This window comes from Planomicrobium okeanokoites, assembly GCF_003428875.1.
Lineage (GTDB): Bacteria > Bacillota > Bacilli > Bacillales_A > Planococcaceae > Planococcus > Planococcus okeanokoites.
The window spans coordinates 347,309-369,051 of record NZ_QQRS01000003.1 but is presented as its reverse complement, the minus strand read 5'-3'; the positions used below and the strand labels follow the sequence as shown (position 1 = coordinate 369,051).

The 21,743-nt window shown below is 44.4% G+C and carries 22 protein-coding genes; 6 read left to right on the top strand and 16 right to left on the bottom strand.

Features of this window, described 5'->3' with window-relative positions; translation table 11 throughout:
* Nucleotides 1-171: 171 nt before the first annotated feature.
* The gene (locus tag D2910_RS09760; protein WP_117313368.1) at nt 172-906 is read left to right on the top strand and encodes a YqcI/YcgG family protein; all 735 of its coding nucleotides are present in this window, start codon (nt 172-174) and stop codon (nt 904-906) included.
* 53 nt (nt 907-959) lie between these two features.
* On the opposite strand, the gene D2910_RS09755 is transcribed toward D2910_RS09760, so the two are convergent.
* A complete protein-coding gene (locus tag D2910_RS09755) occupies nt 960-2,192 on the bottom strand; it encodes a cysteine desulfurase-like protein (RefSeq protein WP_117313367.1) in 1,233 nt (410 codons plus the stop codon).
* A gap of 179 nt (nt 2,193-2,371) precedes the next feature.
* Here D2910_RS09755 and D2910_RS09750 point away from each other — a divergent pair, with 179 nt between their 5' ends.
* From D2910_RS09750 to D2910_RS09740, 3 genes are all read left to right on the top strand, one after another.
* Nucleotides 2,372-2,929: a TVP38/TMEM64 family protein gene (locus tag D2910_RS09750; RefSeq protein WP_084242651.1), complete on the top strand. Its 558-nt coding sequence runs from the start codon at nt 2,372-2,374 to the stop codon at nt 2,927-2,929.
* 80 nt (nt 2,930-3,009) lie between these two features.
* Nucleotides 3,010-3,783: an alpha/beta fold hydrolase gene (locus D2910_RS09745; RefSeq protein WP_084242652.1), complete on the top strand. Its 774-nt coding sequence runs from the start codon at nt 3,010-3,012 to the stop codon at nt 3,781-3,783.
* A gap of 171 nt (nt 3,784-3,954) precedes the next feature.
* The gene (locus D2910_RS09740; protein ID WP_133299098.1) at nt 3,955-4,482 is read left to right on the top strand and encodes an integrase; all 528 of its coding nucleotides are present in this window, start codon (nt 3,955-3,957) and stop codon (nt 4,480-4,482) included.
* Nucleotides 4,483-4,525: 43 nt separating this feature from the next.
* Here the strand turns inward: D2910_RS09740 and D2910_RS09735 are convergent, their stop codons facing one another.
* Nucleotides 4,526-5,302, bottom strand: a complete 777-nt coding sequence (locus D2910_RS09735) for a 3-hydroxybutyrate dehydrogenase (protein ID WP_117313366.1) — start codon at nt 5,300-5,302, stop codon at nt 4,526-4,528.
* Nucleotides 5,303-5,348: 46 nt separating this feature from the next.
* Nucleotides 5,349-6,674, bottom strand: a complete 1,326-nt coding sequence (locus D2910_RS09730) for a GntP family permease (RefSeq protein WP_084242655.1) — start codon at nt 6,672-6,674, stop codon at nt 5,349-5,351.
* Nucleotides 6,675-6,881: 207 nt separating this feature from the next.
* Here D2910_RS09730 and D2910_RS09725 point away from each other — a divergent pair, with 207 nt between their 5' ends.
* Entirely contained in the window at nt 6,882-7,763 is an 882-nt protein-coding gene (locus D2910_RS09725; RefSeq protein ID WP_117313365.1) for a LysR family transcriptional regulator, read from the top strand.
* Between the two features lie 79 nt (nt 7,764-7,842).
* On the opposite strand, the gene D2910_RS09720 is transcribed toward D2910_RS09725, so the two are convergent.
* The 12 genes from D2910_RS09720 to D2910_RS09670 form a co-directional block, all read right to left on the bottom strand.
* Complete coding sequence (locus D2910_RS09720) at nt 7,843-8,775, bottom strand: aldo/keto reductase (RefSeq protein WP_084242657.1); 933 nt, start codon at nt 8,773-8,775, stop codon at nt 7,843-7,845.
* A 23-nt stretch (nt 8,776-8,798) separates the two neighbouring features.
* Nucleotides 8,799-9,890: a threonine aldolase family protein gene (locus D2910_RS09715; RefSeq protein ID WP_377280305.1), complete on the bottom strand. Its 1,092-nt coding sequence runs from the start codon at nt 9,888-9,890 to the stop codon at nt 8,799-8,801.
* Nucleotides 9,891-10,023: 133 nt separating this feature from the next.
* The gene (locus tag D2910_RS09710; protein WP_117313364.1) at nt 10,024-12,123 is read right to left on the bottom strand and encodes a sensor domain-containing protein; all 2,100 of its coding nucleotides are present in this window, start codon (nt 12,121-12,123) and stop codon (nt 10,024-10,026) included.
* A gap of 241 nt (nt 12,124-12,364) precedes the next feature.
* Entirely contained in the window at nt 12,365-12,958 is a 594-nt protein-coding gene (locus D2910_RS09705) for a class F sortase (RefSeq protein ID WP_240633594.1), read from the bottom strand.
* A 25-nt stretch (nt 12,959-12,983) separates the two neighbouring features.
* Entirely contained in the window at nt 12,984-13,787 is an 804-nt protein-coding gene (locus tag D2910_RS09700) for a DUF4397 domain-containing protein (RefSeq protein WP_117313363.1), read from the bottom strand.
* A 264-nt stretch (nt 13,788-14,051) separates the two neighbouring features.
* Nucleotides 14,052-14,528, bottom strand: a complete 477-nt coding sequence (locus D2910_RS09695; protein ID WP_117313362.1) for a glutathione peroxidase — start codon at nt 14,526-14,528, stop codon at nt 14,052-14,054.
* Between the two features lie 30 nt (nt 14,529-14,558).
* A complete protein-coding gene (locus D2910_RS09690) occupies nt 14,559-14,996 on the bottom strand; it encodes a MarR family winged helix-turn-helix transcriptional regulator (RefSeq protein WP_084242662.1) in 438 nt (145 codons plus the stop codon).
* A 65-nt stretch (nt 14,997-15,061) separates the two neighbouring features.
* Nucleotides 15,062-15,481 carry an organic hydroperoxide resistance protein gene (locus tag D2910_RS09685; protein ID WP_117313361.1) on the bottom strand — a complete coding sequence of 140 codons (420 nt, stop codon included), beginning with the start codon at nt 15,479-15,481 and terminating at the stop codon, nt 15,062-15,064.
* Between the two features lie 89 nt (nt 15,482-15,570).
* Nucleotides 15,571-16,227, bottom strand: coding sequence for a reverse transcriptase-like protein (locus D2910_RS09680; RefSeq protein WP_117313360.1), 657 nt, complete (start codon nt 16,225-16,227; stop codon nt 15,571-15,573).
* Between the two features lie 147 nt (nt 16,228-16,374).
* A complete protein-coding gene (locus D2910_RS16905) occupies nt 16,375-16,536 on the bottom strand; it encodes a hypothetical protein (RefSeq protein WP_158241146.1) in 162 nt (53 codons plus the stop codon).
* Between the two features lie 6 nt (nt 16,537-16,542).
* Complete coding sequence (locus D2910_RS09675; protein ID WP_117313359.1) at nt 16,543-17,772, bottom strand: helix-turn-helix domain-containing protein; 1,230 nt, start codon at nt 17,770-17,772, stop codon at nt 16,543-16,545.
* 90 nt (nt 17,773-17,862) lie between these two features.
* Complete coding sequence (locus D2910_RS09670) at nt 17,863-19,131, bottom strand: S8 family peptidase (RefSeq protein ID WP_084242666.1); 1,269 nt, start codon at nt 19,129-19,131, stop codon at nt 17,863-17,865.
* A gap of 563 nt (nt 19,132-19,694) precedes the next feature.
* Between D2910_RS09670 and D2910_RS09665 the strand changes: the two genes are divergently transcribed.
* Nucleotides 19,695-20,246 (top strand): hypothetical protein, encoded by a 552-nt coding sequence (locus tag D2910_RS09665; protein WP_133299097.1) that lies wholly within the window; start codon nt 19,695-19,697, stop codon nt 20,244-20,246.
* Nucleotides 20,247-20,299: 53 nt separating this feature from the next.
* Here D2910_RS09665 and D2910_RS09660 read toward each other — a convergent pair whose 3' ends face one another.
* Entirely contained in the window at nt 20,300-21,736 is a 1,437-nt protein-coding gene (locus tag D2910_RS09660) for an amidase (RefSeq protein ID WP_240633593.1), read from the bottom strand.
* Nucleotides 21,737-21,743 lie beyond the last annotated feature (7 nt).

Below are 21,743 nucleotides of genomic sequence, written 5' to 3'. Positions count from 1 at the left end.
CGAAAAATGTGGTATGCATTTCTTCTTCGAAATAACATCGCTCTTTAGAGTGTACCATTTTATCCGGTCTCTATCACGCTATTCCGTTCATCCTTTATTTCTGAAGAAGTTTAGAACGGCCATTATTAGGAAATAAAATATAAGGTAATTAAACGCATCGGAGGAAATAAGATGGAAACAGCATATAAAGCTTTACTTACGAAAGAAGATTTCGAATCACGGAAAGATTTGCCGGAATGGCTGCTGAAAGAATACAAGACATTCCATAATACGGTCACTGACAAGACATTTCCATGCTATTTCGGCATGAGCGGTGAATTGAAAGGCGAATTGAGATATGGATACATAAGCCGCGATGATTGGTCTTCACTGCCCGTCATCGTCGAAGAATTCCTTACGCTGTTCAATGAGCCGAAACACAAGCGCCATGGGCTTTTTGTTTTCGTGGAACCGTTTGAAACGGAAGGCAGCCTGGAACAGTATCGAGATGAATTCTGGGCGATTTTGCAATATCTCCATAATATGGACGATACGGAATGGCCGGACGACAAACCAAAAGATCCGGATCATTATTTATGGGATTTTGTGTTCAAAGGCGAACCGATATTCATCTTCGGCAATGCTCCCGCCTATAAACGGCGCAAGACCCGTGACCTCGGCAATGCCATGGTTCTCGGATTCCAGCCCCGCCGCATATTTGAAGGGTTGACAGGTACAGAAAAAGGCGGCATCATGTCCCGCGAAAAAGTGCGCCAGCGCGTGGAGAAATGGGACCAGCTGCCGACACATCCGGACATCAGCCACTTTGGCGACCCGGAACATAACGAGTGGAAACAATTTTTCATCGGCGACGACAGTGAGCCGATCCAAGGGAAATGCCCATTCTCACATAAAGAAATGAAATAAAAACAAAGGCTTCGCGGATGCGAAGCCTTTTTCTATAGGATGAATCTAAACATTTACAAAGAAGCGATCGCGCTGATGAAACGTTCCACTTCTTCTTCAGTATTATAAGGGGCGAGGCCTGCCCGCACCCAGCCGCCGGTTTTATTGACATCCAGCACGTCCCCGAGTGTAGAGGCGTAGAAGTGGCCCGCCGCTGTGAAGATGCTGTGTTCTTCCGCTAATATCACGCAAATATCCGAAGGTTCGTAGCCCGCCACTTTAAATGCGATTGTAGGCGTTTTCGGCACATCGTCCGCTGCCTGCCAAAGCGTGACATTTTCCAGTGCGCCCAGACCTTCACGTAAACGTGCAGCCAAGCGGTTTTCATACATTTCGATTTCGTGGTAACCGGAAAGGATTTTCTCCCGACGCGTCTGGCCTTCGCCCAGTGAAGCAAAAAATTCGATAGCGGGACGGATGCCCGCGATCCCTTCATGGTTCTGCGTACCCGTCTCCAGCTTGTCCGGATAATAGGACGGAGATGTCGTCAATTTATAAGGTTCAAGATCCTTGAAGATGCTCTCACGGATTGCCGCTATTCCAATATGCGGTCCAAAGAATTTATAGACGGAGCATAAGAGGATATCTATATCCTGCTCTTCTCGGTCCATCGGCATATGAGGCGCCGCATGCACGGCATCAGCTGCGACCAGTGCGCCGACTTGACGTGCCCGTCTGACGGCAGGGCCAAGATCGACGATTGTGCCGATGGCATTCGATGCCATGCCAAGCGCCACCAATTTCGTTTTATCATTGATGAGTGTATCGATATCCTGCATATCAAGCGTCAGTTTTTCTTTATCGACTGGTATCCAGCGGACTGTCATTCCACGGTCTTCGGCCATCATCAGCCAGGGATCGACGTTTGCCCGGTGGTCCATTTCAGTCACAACGATTTCGTCACCTTCTTTAAATTGTTTGCCAAGCGCATTGGCAATCGCAATGGTCAGCGTTGTCATATTCGCTCCGAAAGCCACTTCGTTCGGCTGTACATTCAGGAAATCAGCTGCAGCTTCACGGGCTTCTGAAATCACTTGTTCCGTTTCCCAGCTGGATGGAAATGCGCCATGGAGATTCGCCCCTCCTCTTTGCATATAACCCGCAATCGCCGTGATCGACTGAAGCACGACCTGCGATCCACCCGGTCCGTCAAAATAGGCGGCTTGCCTTTCTTTATATGTACGTTCGAGCGCTGGAAACTGTGCCCGCACTTTTTCAATTGGATAACTGGTTTCTGTCGATTTCACGTTAAACCTCTCCCTTTTCTGTTTTACGTTCCCCTTTTTCAGTTTACCAAAATATTGTTCCCTCTATCCGTTTTTGCAAAACAAACCTCTTCAATGTTCGGGTCAAAAGGCTTGCCATTAAATTTTATATGGATTATCCTTCTTTATTGATATCATTACATCTTGCAAAGGAGGCCACCATGGACCAATTTGACAAGTCGATTGAACTTTTTATAGAAAATGCAGGCTGGATGGCCCCTTTCTTCTTTTTGATTCTCCATTTGATCCGGCCATTCGTCTTTCTGCCTGTCGTAGCCGTCTGCATCGTTGGCGGTGTCGCCTTTGGTTTCGTCCAAGGGGCGATTCTTTCTTATCTCGGCTTGATGCTGATGAGTGCGATCATCTATTTCCTGTTAGAACGCCTGCCGAAATTCCATCGGAAAATGACTAAGTTGAAAGAACGGATTTTTCCCGACAGAACGCTTAGCGTCGGCCAGGTGATGCTTTTGCGCATCATGCCATTCGTCCACTTTCAACTTCTCTGCTTCTATTTGATGGACATGACAAAAAGCTTCAAAGAATATATGTATTATTCTGCAATCGGCCTGACATTGCCGGCTGTCGTCTACACCGCTTTCGGACAATCTATCACTGAATTTCCGTGGTATATGACGCTGGCTTTCCTATTTGTGTTGATAGCACTTTTTCTTGTCATTGAAAAATACAATAAAACACGCGCTTTGCATCAGGAAAACTGACCCGTATATTCATGCGGGTTATTTATTTTTGACTGAAAAGGGTATAGGGTAATAACATGCTTATTCAAAGGAGAATACATATGCCATTTTTTGAAAACGATGGAATCCGCTTATTTTATGAAGATACAGGGACAGGCGAGCCGCTTGTGCTGTTGCACGGGTTGACGAGCAATCATCAGATGTTCTACCGGGAAATCGGTTATTTAAAGGATAAATTCCGGATTATCGCGTTGGATTCGCGCGGCCACGGGGAATCCGATCGTCTCTCCGAGTTCACCCTGGAGGATCATGTGGCCGACACGATCGCTCTATTGGACCACCTTAATCTCGATTCTGTCTATTTACTGGGTATTTCAATGGGCAGTTATATTGCGCAGGGCGTCGCCATCAAACAACCCGCGCGCGTAGAAAAATTGATACTCGCAGCCACAAAATCATACGGCGAGCAATCATCGATGGCCGAGATGTTCGACCGTTATAAAGACCAGCTTGAAGGAATGAGCATTGCTGAGAAATTGGCGATCTCTTCCCAATTGATCTTTCATGACCAGGAAGCTGTCAATGCCTGGCAAAAACGGATAGCCAAGAACAGCCGCATGTTGAACGCCGACGAACAGGGAGCCGCATCTGCAGCTTTAAGGGATTTCGATTTCCGGAATGATTTGAAGAAGATTACCGCAGAAACACTTGTGATCAGCGGAAAACATGATGGATTGAATCCACCGGAGAAAGGCCGGGAAACAGCTGTCCTGATCCCGAATGCCGATTACATGGAATTCCAGGATTCCGGCCATGCACCGAATGTCGAACAGGATCGGCTGTTTCTTGGTGTAGTGGAAAAGTTTCTCAGATAAATATCACTAAGACAGGATCAGCCACACATGTGCTGATCCCTTTTTGTATGTCGAAATCATTTGCTTGTGAGGTTTTCGTTATTTTTATATAATTAATAAAAGAGATAGATTTTTATTATTTGGGGGATTAAAAATTTTATAATGACGGAAAATAAAAATAGAAGCAAAATTATGGCCTGGATTCGCTCGGTGATGGATTTAACGAATTACAGACTGGACTTAATAGAACATAGGAAAGGCATCAATATGAGCTATAATTTTATCCTTGACCGCATTGGTGTGGACATCAGCAGGATTCAAGAAGCTAAAGATGAGCTCACGTTCCCAGTTCGCCTGAAAACCTATATTGAAGTAATGACATTGCATGAGCTCGGCCATGCGGCTGACAGAGAAGCGCTGCTGGAATCGATGCCTTGGACGATTAAAGTCCATGAGCTGAAAAAAGCTGCTCCTGAAGACAGCCATTACAGGGATCCGGGAATTTTGAAGATTATTCTGGATGAACAATTGATGAATATTGAGTTCGAAAAAACCGCTTGGAAAAACGCCGAATCATTGAACCGGCTGCATCAGATTGCAGACGAAGCCGTTTTCGGCTTGATCCGAGAACACAGCTTAGCCAGCTACAAGATGCCTTATCAACAAAACTTGCGTCTATATGACCGGCTGCTAACAGAAGCTAATGATATGATTGCCTGAAAAAGCAAAGAACCCGATGTGAGTTTTCACATCGGGTTCTTTTTTATTGTGCTGTATAGCCGCCGTCCAATACGACAGCCTGTCCCGTTACGCCTGAAGCTTTGTCACTTGCCAGGAACATCGTATAATCCGAAATTTCCTGAACCGACAGCAAGCGCTTTTGCGGCACCAGCGGATAAATGACTTCTTCAAGCACTTTTTCTACTGTAACATTACGTGTTTTCGCCAAATCGCCCATTTGGTTCCGGACGAGCGGAGTATCCACGTAGCCGGGACACATCGCATTGACGGTGATGCCGTGCTCCGCCCCTTCAAGGGCAGCCACTTTCGTCAAGCCGATGACACCGTGCTTGGCGCTGTTATAGGCCGCTTTACCGGCAAAACCGACGAGGCCGTTGATGGAAGCCATATTGATGATGCGGCCATAGCCTTGTTTTTTCATGACAGGGAATACGTGTTTTGTCGCAATGAACGGCGCCACAAGCATGATTTTGATCAACAGCTCGTATTTTTCCGTCGGAAACTCTTCTATCGGTGAAATATACTGCATTCCAGCATTGTTGATCAGAATATCCAACGTTCCGAAGGTCTCCACGGTCTGATTGATCGCCATGATGATTTCGTCTTCACTGGTTACATCGCAACGGATGCCGATGCATTCATACCCTTCTTCAATCATCGCATCAGCGGCTACTTTCACCGCTTCTTCATTGATATCCGTCAGGACGATCTTCGCTCCATTTTCAGCGAAATCCCGCCTGATTTCGTAGCCGATGCCACTGGCTGCACCGGTGATGAATACAACTTTATCTTTAACCATAATGCCTGACCTCCACACTTTGAAAAATCTTTGTTTTTAGTTCGGATTAATTTCCGATGCCCAAGCCAAGCGAGAACAGGATGATCGCTATCGTCAAGCCGAGCAATGGCACAATGACTGTTACAGCGCCAACAGCACCGTATGCGTCTTTATGGGACTCACCGCAGATTCCGCGGATTGTCGTAACCACGTAGCCGTTATGCGGAAGAGAATCGAGTGCTCCTGATGAAATCGCTACTGTTCGGTGCAACGCTTCCGTGTTGACACCCATATCAATATAATGCGGTGCCAGTAGAGGCAAGGCAATAACCTGGCCGCCGGAAGCTGAGCCCGTCAAGCCGGCGATGACACTGACAGCAAGTGCGCCGCCGATGAGCGGGCTTCCCGGAATGCTCGTCATGGCATTGACAGCGACTTCGAAAGCCGGAACCGCTTTTGCTACGCCGCCAAATCCGACAACGGCCGCCGTGTTGCCGATGGCAATCAAAGCGCCGATAGTCCCATCAGAAATTGCTTTGCTGACATTGGTGAAATATTTACGGTTGATGACATAAGTGGCAATAATACCGCCAAGAAGGGCAAGGATCAATGCCGATGTCATCAACACATCATGAAGCACGAACGAAATAATGAGTACCACCAATAACGGGATAAGCCCCATCAATGGGTTTGGCAAATCGCGGTCTTCGATGACCGGATCCGTCTTGCGTGTTTCAAAGCGCTCGCCTTTACTGACCGCTTTGTTGATCATGCGTTTCAACCACCAGTAACCGAAAATCATCATGAATACGGCAACGATGATACTGACTTCCCATCCTGCATATGGTGAAGTGCCAAGATATTCAATAGGAATCCAGTTTTGGATTTCAGGTGAACCGGCAGATGTCATTGTGAATGTAACCGACCCGAATGCAAGTGCAGCGGGAATGAAACGGCGCGGAAGATCCGCTTGTTTAAAGAGGCTCAAAGCCATCGGATAAACTGAGAAAGCAACGACGAACAAGCTGACTCCACCGTATGTAAGAACCGCACAGGCAATAACAATTGCCAGAACCGCTTTTTTAATGCCGAATTTTCCGACCAGCCAGCGCGACACACTGTCGGCCGCTCCGCTGTCTTCCATTACTTTACCGAAAATTGCTCCAAGCAGGAACATCGGGAACCAGGAAGTGATAAATCCAGAAAAGCTGGTCATATAATTTGTTAAAAAGTTTGATTCCCCTGCTTCCACCATTTGCGGGAATAACGGCATTCCGCTGAACAGACCTACTACGAGCGCGCATAACGGACCCGCAACCAATAGGTTCCAGCCTCTCATCGTCAAGACGATGAGCAAAATAAGTCCCCCGACCAATCCGATCATACTTAACATATATTTTTCCCCCTAAATTGAATGAGTGTATACTGCCTGAACTGGCGTCCCAGTCTTTTGCAAGCGCTTTCTTAAACTTTGTAAATAGTGATTTGTCACAATATTGTGTCGGAATACTTTTTTCAGTGTACATCGTCTGTTATGATAGGTAAAATGAATTAAAATTATAATATCTATAACTATTAGTTATAGATTAAGGGGACCATTATGGATATTCGCCAGCTAACCTGTTTTGTGGAAGTTGCCAAACATAAAAGTTTTACAAAAGCTTCCCAGACAATGCATGTCACTCAGCCCAGTTTGAGCAAAATGGTAAAAAATTTAGAAGAAGATCTGGATGTCATCCTATTCGATCGATCTTCCCGAAAAGTCCGTCTTACAGACGCCGGCGAAGTCGTGTTTCTGCAGGCTCAAAAAATCATCTACAGTCTGGATGACCTGTCAGCTTCCCTGTATGATGTGATGAATCTGAATAAGGGAAAGATAAAAATCGGTTTGCCCCCTGTCATCAGTACATTGTTCTTTCCCACAATCATCGCCGAATTTCAAAAGCAGTATCCTGACGTGGCCATCATACTGGCGGAAGATGGCGCAAAAACAGTTGAAAAGAAAGTGGCCGAAGGGGAAGTGGACTTAGGCTTCGTCATGCTTCCTGTGGATGAAGAGAAGTACGAAGTCATGCCATTTGTCGATCAGGAGATAAAGCTGCTGGTTCACGAATCACATCCACTTGCCCATTTGGAAAAAGTGGATCTTATCGAGTTCAAGGATGACCCGTTCCTATTGCTGAGCAAAGAATTTACGTTAAATGGCCGGACGATAGAGTTTTGTATTTCTGAAGGGTTTACGCCCAGAATTGCTTATGAAAGTTCGCAATGGGATTTTATCGTCGGCATGGTTGAAAAAAATCTTGGAGTCACTTTAATGCCGGAATTGATTTGTGAACGGGTAAAAGAGGGTCCATTCAAAGTTATTTCGCTGACCAATACGTTTCCATGGATGCTTGGCATCATTTCTGCTAAAAACCGGTACATGCCTTATGTTTCAAAAGCATTCATTTCGCTGGTCCAGGACTTGCCGAAAGTTTAAAGGGAAATCAAATTTCACCAAAATAAAAAAAAAGCGGCTTCCCGTTCATGCACGGGAAGCCGCTGTCCGATTCAATCACTTATTTTTCTTTCAGGATTTCGTCTATTTCTTCCAATAATTCTTCATCCAATTCGATATCTGCGGCTTCAAGATTAGCCAGTACCTGATCTGGCCTTTTACCGCCCGGAATTACCGAATCGATGCCAGGTTGTGCAAGAAGCCAGGCCAATGCCAATTTCGATACATCCGTGCCAAGACGTCCGGCAAGTGCTTTCAGCTTTTCGACGATAGCTAGATTTTTTTCAAACTCGCCTTCTTGAAATAAGGGCACCCGTTTTCGCCAGTCCCCTTCTTCGAGCAGGAAATCTTCATCGTACTTTCCTCCCAGGATGCCAAAAGCCAACGGTCCGTAAGGGACAACCGTAATCCCATGCTCCACGCAATACGGCAGAATATCTTTTTCGACCGAGCGGTCAAGCATGTGATATTGCAATTGGATCGCTGAGATTCCCCCTTCACTATTGGCTTCTTTTAATTGCTCCAACGTAAAATTGGAGACGCCCACCGCTTTGATTTTCCCTTCCGCTTTAAGCTTTGCAAGCTCAGCGACCGCTTCTTTGACTGGCGTTTTATTATCCGGCCAATGGATATAGTAAAGATCGATGCTTTCAAGCTGCAGCCGCTCCAGACTTTCGCCGACCGCTTTCCGAAGATATTCAGGAGAGTTGTCGCGTATGCCGTTGCGCCAATCACTGCCGCCTTTTGTGGCAATCACATATCGGTCCCGGGGATACTCTTTTAACACTTCGCCCACCAACTCTTCAGAACGACCCGTCCCGTAAACATCCGCAGTATCGATAAATGAGATGCCATTATCGAGAGCCGTCCGCACAAGGTTTTTGCCATCTTCTTCGTTCAGGTTGTCATATAGATTATGCCCGCCTACTGCATTCGTCCCCAGTCCGATAGCTGATATTTTCAAATCCGTTTTCGGCAATAAAGAATATTTCATCAAAACATCCTCTCTCAGTGAATTTATTCACCTTTCATCTTTTCATCCAGCAGATGGAAGGCAGTATCAATCTTTTCCTTAGGCACATCAGAATAGGCATCACCTAAGCTGACTTCGAAATAGCAATTGCCCTGATCGATTTCACGTACATACCCTGACAAGCCGATGCCAGATTCCCGTTGCACGCCAGCCAGCATTTCCGCCGCCTGTTCTCTTGGTCTGTCAATGTGCACATGAAACATATTGGATACCGGAATTTCAGGCAAGGTCGCAATTCCTGTACAAGAATTATATTTTGCCGCGAGTTCTTTGGCAGCCTCGTAATAATCCGCCATTTTGTCTTTCCGCAATTCGAAATAGTAATCGGCTGTAAAAATATAAGGGTACAGCGAAATAAGATCTCCGCCATGACGTTTCTTCCAAACTTTCGAATTCTTGATGAAATCATCATCTCCCGCCAAAACGGCCCCCGCAATACCACCAATTCCCTTATACATCGAGATATACACACTGTCGAATAAACTGCAGATTTCTCCGACGGACTTCTGGTAATAAGGCAGAGTCTCGAGAATTCTCGCACCGTCGAGATGAAGACGGATATCTTTTTTCCGGCAATATTGTGATATAGCTGTCAGTGTTTCGAAATCTGGCAGCTGGCCGCCAATCTCCCGCTGCGGCAATTCGAGAAGTACGCAAGCCACATCAGCTGGCATCGATTTTACATCTTCCAATTGGATCACACTGTCTTTATCAGTCAGCAGCACCGTTTCAATTCCATGTAATTTTTTGAGCCCGTCTTCTTCATGTATTTCCAAATGGGATAATGGATGATAGGCCACTTTCGGCGAACCTTTAACATCAGTCCAGATGCGGAGTGCAATTTGCTGCGCCATTGTGCCGCTTGGAAAAAACACCGCTTTCTCCTTGCCGAGAAAAGAAGCCATCTTATCTTCGAAATCGTTGATTGCGGCACCTGTGCCGTATATATCGGATTTTACTTCATCATCTATTTCCTGAAATGCCTGCTTCAACACTTTTACATTTCTCGGCCCATGCCCAGCAAGCTGATAGTCTGTGTTGTCAAAAGAATCTTTCAAAACTTCCATAGTATTCAAATCATCATCCCCTTTGTCTGAAAAATCTTACATTATTGCAACTATACCATTTTTACAAAAAAGAAAGCCAACCTACGCAATAGTATTTGCGCAGGTTGGCTCAGGTTAAAAAACGTCTATTCACTCCATTTTCTTACTTATCCATGATGAGCAGGTCATGCTGGTCAGCGGATTTGGGACGGCAGAAATAATACCCCTGCCCTTCATTGCAAAGTTCATTGACCAGATAGGAAAGCTGCACGGAATCCTCAATTCCTTCCGCTACTACTTCCATTCCCAATTTATGCGCCAATGCAATGATAGTGGACGTGATGGCTTTGCCGCTCAAATCCTGATTGATATCCTGAACGAAACTGCGGTCAATTTTTACCCGGTCAAACGAAAATTGCCGCAGATAATTCAATGATGTAAAACCGGTGCCGAAATCGTCGATCGACATCGAAATGCCTAATGCTTTCAAGCTAAGTAAACTTTCCTTCAAGGTTTCAGTGTCTTCAAGAAGGATGCTCTCAGTGACTTCAAGTTCAAGCCATTTCGCTTCCAGCCCTGTCTCTTCGAGAATGCCTTTCACTAATTGCACAAAATTCGGGTGCTGAAGCTGGATGGTGGAGATGTTTACACAGATACGAAAAGGCGCATAGCCTTGCTGCTGCCATTGTTTAGTCTGTGAACAGGCAGTGTAAAGCACCCATTTGCCTATAGCGATGATCTGCCCGCTCTCCTCTGATACAGGGATGAACCGGTCAGGCGGCACCATACCAAGTTCCGGGTGATTCCATCTGATCAACGCTTCCATCGCGCTTATTTTTCCGGCGGCCAGGTCCATAATGGGCTGGTAGTGAATAAGAAATTCATCATTGCGAATCGCCGATTTCAGTTCCCGTTCAATGGTCAATTTGTCCGCAATTTCCTTATTTAACTCATGCGAAAATAAAGAAAAGCTATTTTTACTGTGCTTTTTTGTGTACAGCATAGCCGCTTCAGCCTGCTTGATCAAATTTCCATTCGAATCGTCCGCACAAGCAATACCGATGCTGGCTGTCAGCGATAATTGCTGCCCCATGACTTCAATCGGTTCAGCCAGTGTACTGTTGAGCCTTTTAGCGCATTCGATTGCCGATTCCGTTGTTGTATCCGGCAGCAGAACCGCAAACTCATCTCCTGCAAATCGTCCGACAGTCGCGGATTCGGCTACACATTCCACCATACGCTGGGATGTCTGTTTCAGAAAAAGATCGCCATGCTCATAACCCAATAAGTCGTTTATATATTTAAAGCGGTCCATATTCAAGAAAAGTACTGCCGGTGCAGTGTTTGACTCATATGAAAGTTTCAGTGCCTGTTCCAGCCGGTCCTCAAATAATTTCCGATTGGGCAGCTTCGTCAAATGATCGAAAAAAGCCATTTCTTCCAATAGTTTTTTATGTTCATTCCGGCTGGTGACATCTTTTCCGATTCCATAAACCCCTGTGATTTGTCCGGCTTGCTGCATCGGAAAATTGGTCACTTCAAGATTGATGAGCTCTCCATTTTTTCCATACAGATCGATTTCATATCGATTGGTGTTTCCTTTTAACGATTCAGCGAAATAATAGAGCGCTTTATCCAAATGTTCTGGTATGATCATCGGCATAAACGCCATCTCCATCAATTCCTGGTGAGAATACCCGGATAATTTAAGAGAACCTGGATTAACATCAATGAAATTACCTTCCAGGTCAAACGAAAAAATAGCATCCGGATTTTCATAGAACAGGGAGTTAAAGCGTTCTTCACTGTCTTTCAAACGATCATTCGCAAGAACCTCTTCCGTAATATCCGAAACACTGCCAAGAAAAACTTGCTTCCCGTCCAGAGAAGATGTGGTCGAATTTATTTCAGCATGCAGTAAACTGCCGTCTCTTTTAATAACTCTTACGCGATATCGCGCTTTTTGTGTGGTCCCTTTTGAAAGATGGAAAAACCTTTTCCGTACTTTCGGTAAATCTTCAGGATGGATGATATCTGTTAATCCGAGTTTACCTGACAAAAAATCTTCCTCCGGATAATCCAGCATTTCACATAAACAATCATTCACATAGATAAAATTTGTTTGAGACATTATATATAGACTTACAGGCACTTTTTGAACGATGTATTCAAAAATCGAATCTTCAAAATGAAATTGATCACTTGGATCAGAAAGCGGACTTTCTGGCATTTTTTCCGTTCCAGGCTGAGACTTGTCGTTCATTAGTTTAAATCCTCCTAAAGATGAATAGCGGCGAAATATGTCGAAAACCGCAAAAAGATATCTATTGAACTTAATAATATCAAATATGAAACCAATAAAGTAGCATACAGTAAAAAAGTTTCTCTATTTTAAATATTAACCAATTAATATTTGTTATCATAAATTTCCCAAATAATCTCATTTCTTCTTCTTTTCTTCAAAAGAAAAAAGCGCTTTCCGTTTGCGGAAAACGCTGAAGTTTCTATTCCTCTACTAATTCTGTGTAAACAATCAAACGTTCTTCCCGGGTTCCCCGATTGTGATCATAATCTCCGGAACAGGTAATCAGAACCAATTCCGGGGAAGATCGGTAACCGAAAACCGATTGGACATCAGCAAGCTCCAACTCCACTGATTCCATAGCGTAGACTCGAAAGACCAATTGCCCGTCTTCCCCCTCTACGATTATTTCATCACCGGCTTCCAGCTCCGCCAAATCCCAGAAGATGGCTGGTCCGTCAATGCCGTCTACATGTCCGGCAATTACCGCGCGGCCATTTTCACCAGGTTTATATCCCGGTTCAAACCAGCTGACATCTTCAATTGTATCCGGAACATCCATTTCCCCGTTTTCTTTTGTTCCAAGATGCAGTGTCTTCGCTTCTACACCTATTGCAGGAATTGAAATTTTTTCAGGCTCAATCCCCTCCCGTTTCAAGGCATTAATGGGATTTTCAATAGCTGTCTTTACTGCCGTATCAGATGCAGTATATTTTCGCTCTGAAGCAAAGCCCACATCTTTCGAACGGACACTGACTTCATCTGCTGTTTCCTGACAACCAGAGAGCAATAACACCGCTCCGATCAAGAGGAACGGAATATCAGTTTTGAAACCGTTTTCTCAAAACAACTCCGCCTCCAGCTAAAACTGCAGCCATTGCCGCAATCATCAACATCCAGTTAGTCTGGCTTTGTTCTGGAGTGCCAAGCCCTGTAGTCGGCATGCCATCAGGAGAAGCAGCCATTTCATAATCGACTAAAGCAAGCACTTCAAGCGAATCGACTGTATTTACCGCAAATACACTATAGACTGTACCTGCTGCCAATTCAGTACCTTCCAAAGGCAACACTTGCGTACCGTCAGGCAGTCTGATTTCTAAATCATAAGTTCCAGCGTCAACTTCTGCATAATCTGTAATTGCCGGGAATTCAGCTCCACTGAACAATGCGTCTCCGCCAATAATGCCGACATCAACAGCCGGTGCATCAGGAGACAAGTGGCCAACCCGGATTTTCGCTTTTCCTTCAGTAACTTCCATTGAATCTTCGGCTACTACGAATTCAAGTGAATCAAGTGTGTTTGCTGCTGCGACTGTATAAGCTTTGCCAGCCTCAACAGTAAGATCAGCTTGCAGAACCGCTTCGCCTTCAGCATATTCAGTTCCAGCTGCAAAGACTTCTACGTTATGGGTGCCGGCGGGTACATCCAGATAACCTGAATCCGCTTTAAACGGCACTTCTTCCAAAGTCAAGTCGCCATTTACGTATACATCGACTGCTGGTGCATCAGGTGAAGCATGGACTACTCTCAGTTTTGCTGTGTGATTATCTGCCATAACCCCTGCTGCGAGCAACGAGAATACCAAGACAAATGCGACTGACATCGAAACGAAAATCTTCTTCAAACTAACCACTCCTTCTCCTGTTTAGTTTTTGTATAATTAATATACAACTTATTTATAACCTAGTTAATTAAATATTGCAACAATAAACTCCTAAATATCAGAATATTTTAATAATAATTTAACTTCATAGTAATTCTTTGCGGATGGAAAAGCAAGGAAAAATTTGTAACCCTTGCTATGACTGGTTATGTATAGAGATTTTCAAATTGGTTTTCATTAATGCATAGAAAAAACCGAAACAGAATCTGCTTCGGTTTTACATAACTATACCTCTAAGTATTTCTGAATCTCCTGATCGAAAGTTTCCGGTTTATCTTTTGGTGAAAACCTGGCAACCAGGTTCCCTTCTTTATCAATCAGGAATTTTGTGAAATTCCATTTGATGCTGCTGCCAAACAGGCCTTTGCTATTTTCAGTCAGATACTTGAAAAGTGGATCGGCATTCTTGCCGTTCACTTTAACCAAATCATGCATCGGAAAAGTTACGCCATACGTCATACGGCAGGATTGCTCAGCTTCTTCTGCGTTATCCAGCTCCTGAGCGAATTGATCGGATGGGAAACCAAGAACGACGAGTCCATCTTTTTCATATTTCTGATACAATTTTTCGAGACCATCGAATTGATCCCTCAAACCGCACTTTGTAGCGGTATTGACGATCAGCATCGCTTTACCTTCATACTCACGCAAAGGATAGATACTTCCATCAGGCTTCACTGCTGTAAAATCATAAATGCTCATTCCAGTTACTCTCCTTCGTTTACTGACTTGTTAAAGTTCCATCTCGTCGAAGAACGCATTTAATTGCTTTAAATTCTTCATAAGCGTCAATGCATTCACATCGAGGAAATTACAGCTGACCAGTTTATCGTAGATTGCCTGGCTGATGGGTGCATGTTCTTTTTCAGCTTTATCCGTCAAAGAAATGATCCAAGCCCGTTTATCGTCAGGCGACTGCCTTTTCGTCAGCCGGCCCTGCTCGATCATGCGGTTGATTATCGGATTCAAGGTGCCGGTCCCGTGACCTAATCGCGCCCCTATATCTTTCATCACCATATGATTCTCTTCCCATAACACCAAAAGCACCAGGTATTGCGGAAACGTCAGATTAAATGGCTCCAGCACTCTTGCATACATTTTCGTAAAATTGCTCGATGCTTTATATACTTCAAAACATAATTGCTGTTCCAGCTTTAGACCAAGCTCCATTACATCACGTCCATTAGTTTTATAGCGACTCCAGCCCGCCCTAATTCAGAGCGGTTCCACTGTCATCAGTGTACGATGATTTCAACATCCACCGAGTCTTTGATCGCTTTGGAATATGGGCAGTATTGGTGTGCTTTCTCCACATATTCATGCTTTTTCCCTTCATCGATTCCTTCGATGGTGACTTCCAGTTTTGCAGCCAATTTAACACCGCCGTTTTCTTTGTCGCCAAGCAGGGAGATTGTCGCTTTTACTTCGCTTTTGTCGACTTTCACTTTATCACGTTCAAGCACCAGTTCCAATGCACTGTTAAAGCAAGAACTGTAGCCTGCCGCAAATAATTGTTCCGGATTGGTTGCAGTTGTTGGTGCTCCGCCAAGTGCTGCTGGTTTTGCTACATCCATATTGAAAATATTATCTTCTGAATACACTTCTCCATGTCGTCCGCCTGTGTTGATGATTGTGGTTTCATATAAAGCTTTCATCTCTCTATTCCTCCATTCAAAATGTTCTTTCATGAACCACTATAATTTACATCGTGCACGATGTAAATTATTAAGCTCAACTTGAATGGTCAAATAATACTGGTCCCTGTTATTTCAATGCCTTTCAATGCCTGTGTGGCGAGCCTGTCCGCTTCAAAATTTTCTTTTCGCGGAATCAACTCGAATTCCGCCTGGATGCCCATTGTTTTAAGTTTCATTTCAATCCGGTCAGCCCAGCTCACTAATTCTGATTCGATGACCGGCCACTCACCGCTCATTCCATTAATAACGATTTTAGAGTCTCCGCTGAATCGGACAGGCATATTTCTGACTTCCAGAAACTCCAGCTCCTGCACACAAAGATGAAGAGCTGCATATTCGGCTTCATTATTGGATACCAGCCCCTCAATCTGCGCATTCTGCCTCAATCTGTAGGATTTACCGCTTTGCTTATAGTAAATTACGCAGCCCAAACCCGAATCTTTGGTTCCGACATTAAAACCGCCGTCAAAATAGACTGTAATGTCGTGTGGTTCAGTTTCAATGCTTTTTAAATAGGATTTCATTTCCTTCATCGTCCAAATACTGTCATCGTACATATCGATGAATACCAGTTCTTTGACTCGTTTAGTCCGTTCAATATCTTCAGCAATAAAGACGCCTTGAGCTGCTGTCATCTCTTCTGATGTAAAACTGGTTTCCACACCTTTGGCAGACCGATATTTCCATTCAATCCTGACTTTCACCTGCAACTCCTCCTTTTGCGCCTTGTTACTACATTATTGCCCAATTCACTTAGTATAAACAGCTGTATATTAAACGTTCCTGCATATTTCCCCCATACAAAAAAGCTCCCGGGGCCTAGGCCGGGAGCTTTGGAACAATCCGCTATTTTACAGGGGAGGTAAAATAGTCGGGATTGTGCTTTCCTGCACGCCGCCGGAAGCGACGACTGCATCTGAATGATCCACCTGTGAAGCTGTTGGAGCCCATGCTCCCATGGCCATCATGGCCACAGCCAATCCAGTCAATAAAATCAATTTCCCTTTCTTCATATAAATTCAACCTCCATTTCTATCGTAATAGGATTGATAGTACATCGCCTTTTCCCATTGCTTAGCACTTTTAAAGTGCTCAGCCAGTTCTAATGCGATTTTTTTACTTTCTCTTATGTAACCATGTTTTCTGAAAAATGGGAACATTTTTTCCTCTGAATAAGCCAAAAGGTCTGGTTGGGAAAAATTTCGTTTCTCGAAATAGTTTAAGTATAACAAAAAGTATTCATCCTCCGGACCAGCAGCCAGCTCTCGCAGTTCACGCACATAATTCCATGCATCTGCGCCTACTTCCACCGCTGTTTCAATAAGGCTTACAAGCACCGCTTTATAAAAATATGTATCTTTTGGCAGGATATCATGTAATTCGGTCAGCAAATCAAACGCCTGATTATGATCGTGACGGGTTTTCAGCAATTCAGCAAAATTATACAAAGTTTGATGATAGAGTTCCTGCTGGTCTGTCAGTCTGGTATTGCGTTTCAGCACTTCAAAAATACCAGCCGCCTGTACCAGCAGGTTGCGCCGCATATAATTGATCGCCAACAGCAGCTGGGCGTGGAGCAGACGGATGTAATTATAATTCAACTTGAAATACTGTACCGAGAGTTCAGCAAAATGGGCCGACAATTCGTATTGTTCATGCATGATCAGCAAACGTGCCTTCTGGTAATAGAACTCCCCTTCGAATTTCTGTGGAATACTTTGGATTCCGCCATCCAGCGAATTGACATATTCCATCGCAAGCTCTTTTTTATTGGCCATAGTATAGTACAGTGACAGAAAAAGTTGGTGCATCCAGGTTTCAGCCTCAGTGAAGGAATTCTTCATCCGTTCCAGCATAGCTTTTTGCCGATCCGCACGAGTTTGATCTTTTATGTATAGATAATAACGGAACTTATACAGTTCATATTGATTGACCAGATCCGTCGACTGGATATAATCATTGTCCAATTGCAATTTTTCGTATTGAAGTTTCATTTCGTCCAAATCGTAGTGCAAAGAGCATGTGACGAAATCATTCAACTGGCGTTCCAGCCGGCTTCTTTTGGCTATTTCTTTTTTCCATTGAACCCCCATCTTCAGGAGCAGTGCTTCAATCGTCGATTCATGCGGCGTATAGGTATTCGATTCAATTTTACTGAGATGGGAAATAGAGCAGATGCCATCAGCCAATTGGGATTGTGTCATATTGTTTTTGGAGCGGTAATACTTTATCACAGAACCAATATTCATAGCCTCACCCTTCTTTCAGATTAATTAAATAATACCATAAAAAACAGCCCCGGCTTATAGCCGGAACTGCCCTTGCTGTTGGAATACCGATTATTGCACAGTGGCAAAACCGAAACCTGACGCATAATCATCGCCATAACCGGCACCATAACCGGATAGGATATCGTTTTCGTATGCGCGGTACTGCAATTCTCCTCTTACATCAACATTTGATGCCGAAGGATACTGCGCCCAGATTTTAGCCGCTAAACCTGCAGCATGTGGTGAAGCCATAGACGTACCGCTGATTGTAGCGTATCCGCCATCATACCAAGTGGAATAGATCGCCGCTCCTGGAGCTGAGATTTCCACATCGCCTTTTTGGATTGAATAGTCTCCGTCAGTCCAGCTATATCCGCGTGAAGAGAAGTCTGCAACACGGTAAGTTCCGTTTTGAACCGTATTCTCCAGAGCCGCTACAGCCACTGCGTTGACAAGTGCACCAGGATATCCGATCGATCCCTGGTAAGGACCTGAGTTTCCTGCTGCTGCAATCACAAGTACACCTTTATTGTATGCATAGTTTACCGCGTTCGTGATCAAGCTGCTTTCTCCCGAAGAACCCAGCGACATATTGATGACAACTTTAGTTCCAAGAGCCGAAGCCTGGTCTCCCGCATGGCGGATTGCTGCTGCGATGTCATCAGCGTATCCTGATCCGTCATCACCTAATACTTTGTACGCCCAAAGGTCAGCATCCGGTGCTACACCGTAAACGCCGCTTCCCGTACCGCCGTCAGCCAGTGCCGATCCGGCAACATGTGTGCCATGCCCCTGACGATCTGTACAGCTGTTATTCGTATATGATGTACCTACTGTGAAATCTTTACATTGCTCCACATTATTACGAAGGTCCGGGTGGTTTGTATTGACTCCAGTATCAAGCACGGCAATATTGATTCCTGCGCCTCCGCTTGTTTTAGTAATGCTGCTATTATTATAAATTGCTTTGATGCCCCATGGAGTCGATTGTGAAGCTGCCATTGCAGAATACTTTGCTTCCGGCTGATCCGTAGCAGTGGCAATTTCAAGTTCTGGAACCTTTTCTATTGTAATGTTCTTGTTTTTTTGCAATGCATTGAATTGCTTTTCATTCATCTCGGTCGTAAAACCTTCAGCCGCGAAATCCCAATGGACCCCATATTGCTCTTTAATGTTATTCAGGTTTTTCTGATTGCCTGAATCAACCAGTACCCGGAATTTTTCATTGCCATTCCCATTGTCTGCCGCGTTTCCTTCATTGGCGCTTACGCCCATAGCCGGCATCATCAAAGTGACCGCCAACATGGCTGTTGTGAAAATCTTTCCTGATTTCTTCATACATCAATCTCCTTATCCCTAAATGTTTTTTATGGCAAATCCCGGTGATGCGGCGTCCCGCAATCTCCTTGCCACACACCTAACGTTAGCAGAAGAAACGAGGATGCGTAATTGGGAAAAAAATTGTCGAATTCTGGCTGGTTTTGAACAACAGGACTTCTTTATAGGTAAATTAACCTAAATTCGATTGTTAGCAGTTATTCAATAGAAAAAACATCTTTCTTGTAATAATGTGAGTTATTCGAAATATAATGGTAACTTTGTTACAGTGTAGTAGTTCTCTTATATACCCTAAGACACAAATTACATACTTTATCATTAACGTTAATGCTGCAAGACACAGGAGGCTAAACTTGAAAAACGCTTTAATAATTTATCTCATTGGTGCGGTCATATTACTGGCTGTCGCAGTTTATACTTTTGTTCAGTTTTTAAGCACTTAATTTCTTCATCCATCACTCTCGGATCACCTTCAGAATAATTTTCTGGGGGTGATTCTTTTTTGTATTCCCGTGAAATATAATAGAGATTGAATTTTGAATATATTGAAAGGAACCATTCATATGAAAACATCAAACGGTTCAAGCGGAATAATCCTCTCCTGGGTTATTTTGATTGGGGGAATCATCCTATTCATATCTGTAGCCCCTTTTGCTTTGCTTCTGGCAACAATGCCTTTTTGGAAACCAGATGAAGTCAGCTTTTTATCCATGCTTTTTACAGCCATACCCGTGAGTATATCCATACTGATTTTTTGGATAATCAAAAGCGCTTATAAGTCCATCAAAAATCAGCGCAATCAGTCTATGGATCTGCATGAAGAAACTTTTGGAAAAGTGAATGACACTGCCCCCGCTGTGAAAGCGCCTGGAGATAATAAACCCATCTGGCCATGGTTCATTCTAATACCATCCATTCTTCTATTGGTTTCAACGGGTCCGGGTGTTGTTATGCTGCCAATCATGCCGTTATTTTTAGCCGGCATGTCGACTGATTCCGGCCAGGCACCCGCGTATGTGCCGATGTTGATCATTTTGATCGGGTATGGCTTGCTTGCGGGCTTCAGCATACTCCTTTATAAAGCCGTCAGAGCCCTCGTCCGTGGGAAGCAATGACTAAAGCGCAAAAACCTGCACCTTTTTGAAAGGATGCAGGTTTTAAGTTTCTTCTATAAGATAGCACGTTTATACGTTTCAAATCGTTGTTCCAGCCATTCCCCCAATTGGAACAGCGCCTCCTCATTGCCGTTGCGGCTGATCAACTGGATGCCGATCGGTAATCCTTTATCGTCGGAACCAAGCGGTATCGTTAAAGAAGGCAAGCCCCATGTATTCGCGTAAGCGACATATGGCATGTATTGGCGGAAAGTTTTCCGTATCGAGAATATTTCGCGGTAAACAACACCATGCCTAGGCGCTGTTTTATGATAAACCGGCATAATTAGAATTCGTTCTTTCAGGTAATGCTCCAGAATATGATCGCCATGCTGTAAAAACTCTCGAATTTTTTCCAGCCGCTTGTCGGATGGTTTGAATAATGAAGCGCCGATTAAAGCCCACGACAGGTACCGGTGAACTTCCGAATTACCTGTCATGCGTTCTTTAATGTAAGAATTATATAAACTCCCCGAGCTTCCCCCATAAGCTTCTTTCCTTGCATCCCCAGCTCCATCAATTGACATGATTTCCTGCCACACCGTTGCTGAATCACCAAAATACGGAGGCATTTCCCTTTCCACTTCAAATTCCGGAGAAAGTTGTTGGAAAATAGCATCAAGCATTTTACGGGTAGCCTCACCCAATGGATAATTCGAATCCGGAAGCACATTGATGGTGAAGCTGTCGATGTTTCTATAGACTGCGGGGTTTCTGGCTACGATATTATATATCAGCCTTGCGTCTCTTACACTTTTTGCAATCGGGCCGATGCCAAGCATCCTTTCCTGCAGTTCCTGCTTCACCTCAGGATAGCTTCCGTCTTGCGAGACTTGGCCCTTCCCTGATTTAAAACCGATTACGCCATTGAAATGGCTCGGAAACCGGATGGAACCTCCAATATCTGAGCCAAGCCCTGCAGCTGCGCCGCCCATTGCGATAAGTGCCGCTTCTCCGCCGCTCGAACCTCCAGCCGTCCTTTTCAAATCCCGGGGATTATTTGTTCTGCCATATAGTTTATTGTCGGTTTCCTGGCAAAAACACAGTTCCGGGGTGTTGCTCTTGCCTAAAATGATGGCACCCTCCGCCCGAAGTTTTCCTACCACTTCAGCGTCTTTAGCCATCTTCTTCCCTTTTCTCCGCAGCAATCCGCCTGTAGTTTTCATGCCACTGACATCGAATGCTTCTTTCATGCTGATCGGGACACCTAGTAAGGCTCCTTGAATTTGACCTTTTGCAATCTGGCGGTCGACGTTATCAGCTTCCAGCAAAGCATCTTCAAAGCGATCTTCAACCAGGCAATTTACCGAAGAGTTATTCTTCTTTAAATGCTCTATATAGATTTCCAGGGCTTTACGGGAAGAAATTTTCTTTTCTTTGATTAATTGCGCCAACTCATGTGCATCCATGTCCAGAACCAAGGAATCCACCAATTCAGGAGTATTGATCATATTAAGC

Excerpts from the sequence above, each read along its gene's own strand:
- D2910_RS09760 (WP_117313368.1), top strand. The coding sequence starts at position 172 with ATGGAAACAGCATATAAAGCTTTACTTACGAAAGAAGATTTCGAATCA.
- D2910_RS09750 (WP_084242651.1), top strand. The coding sequence starts at position 2,372 with ATGGACCAATTTGACAAGTCGATTGAACTTTTTATAGAAAATGCAGGC.
- D2910_RS09745 (WP_084242652.1), top strand. The coding sequence starts at position 3,010 with ATGCCATTTTTTGAAAACGATGGAATCCGCTTATTTTATGAAGATACA.
- D2910_RS09740 (WP_133299098.1), top strand. The coding sequence starts at position 3,955 with ATGGCCTGGATTCGCTCGGTGATGGATTTAACGAATTACAGACTGGAC.
- D2910_RS09735 (WP_117313366.1), bottom strand. The coding sequence starts at position 5,302 with ATGGTTAAAGATAAAGTTGTATTCATCACCGGTGCAGCCAGTGGCATC.
- D2910_RS09730 (WP_084242655.1), bottom strand. The coding sequence starts at position 6,674 with ATGTTAAGTATGATCGGATTGGTCGGGGGACTTATTTTGCTCATCGTC.
- D2910_RS09725 (WP_117313365.1), top strand. The coding sequence starts at position 6,882 with ATGGATATTCGCCAGCTAACCTGTTTTGTGGAAGTTGCCAAACATAAA.
- D2910_RS09720 (WP_084242657.1), bottom strand. The coding sequence starts at position 8,775 with ATGAAATATTCTTTATTGCCGAAAACGGATTTGAAAATATCAGCTATC.
- D2910_RS09710 (WP_117313364.1), bottom strand. The coding sequence starts at position 12,123 with ATGAACGACAAGTCTCAGCCTGGAACGGAAAAAATGCCAGAAAGTCCG.
- D2910_RS09695 (WP_117313362.1), bottom strand. The coding sequence starts at position 14,528 with ATGAGCATTTATGATTTTACAGCAGTGAAGCCTGATGGAAGTATCTAT.
- D2910_RS09690 (WP_084242662.1), bottom strand. The coding sequence starts at position 14,996 with ATGGAGCTTGGTCTAAAGCTGGAACAGCAATTATGTTTTGAAGTATAT.
- D2910_RS09685 (WP_117313361.1), bottom strand. The coding sequence starts at position 15,481 with ATGAAAGCTTTATATGAAACCACAATCATCAACACAGGCGGACGACAT.
- D2910_RS16905 (WP_158241146.1), bottom strand. The coding sequence starts at position 16,536 with ATGAAGAAAGGGAAATTGATTTTATTGACTGGATTGGCTGTGGCCATG.
- D2910_RS09675 (WP_117313359.1), bottom strand. The coding sequence starts at position 17,772 with ATGAATATTGGTTCTGTGATAAAGTATTACCGCTCCAAAAACAATATG.
- D2910_RS09670 (WP_084242666.1), bottom strand. The coding sequence starts at position 19,131 with ATGAAGAAATCAGGAAAGATTTTCACAACAGCCATGTTGGCGGTCACT.
- D2910_RS09665 (WP_133299097.1), top strand. The coding sequence starts at position 19,695 with ATGAAAACATCAAACGGTTCAAGCGGAATAATCCTCTCCTGGGTTATT.
- D2910_RS09660 (WP_240633593.1), bottom strand. The coding sequence starts at position 21,736 with ATGATCAATACTCCTGAATTGGTGGATTCCTTGGTTCTGGACATGGAT.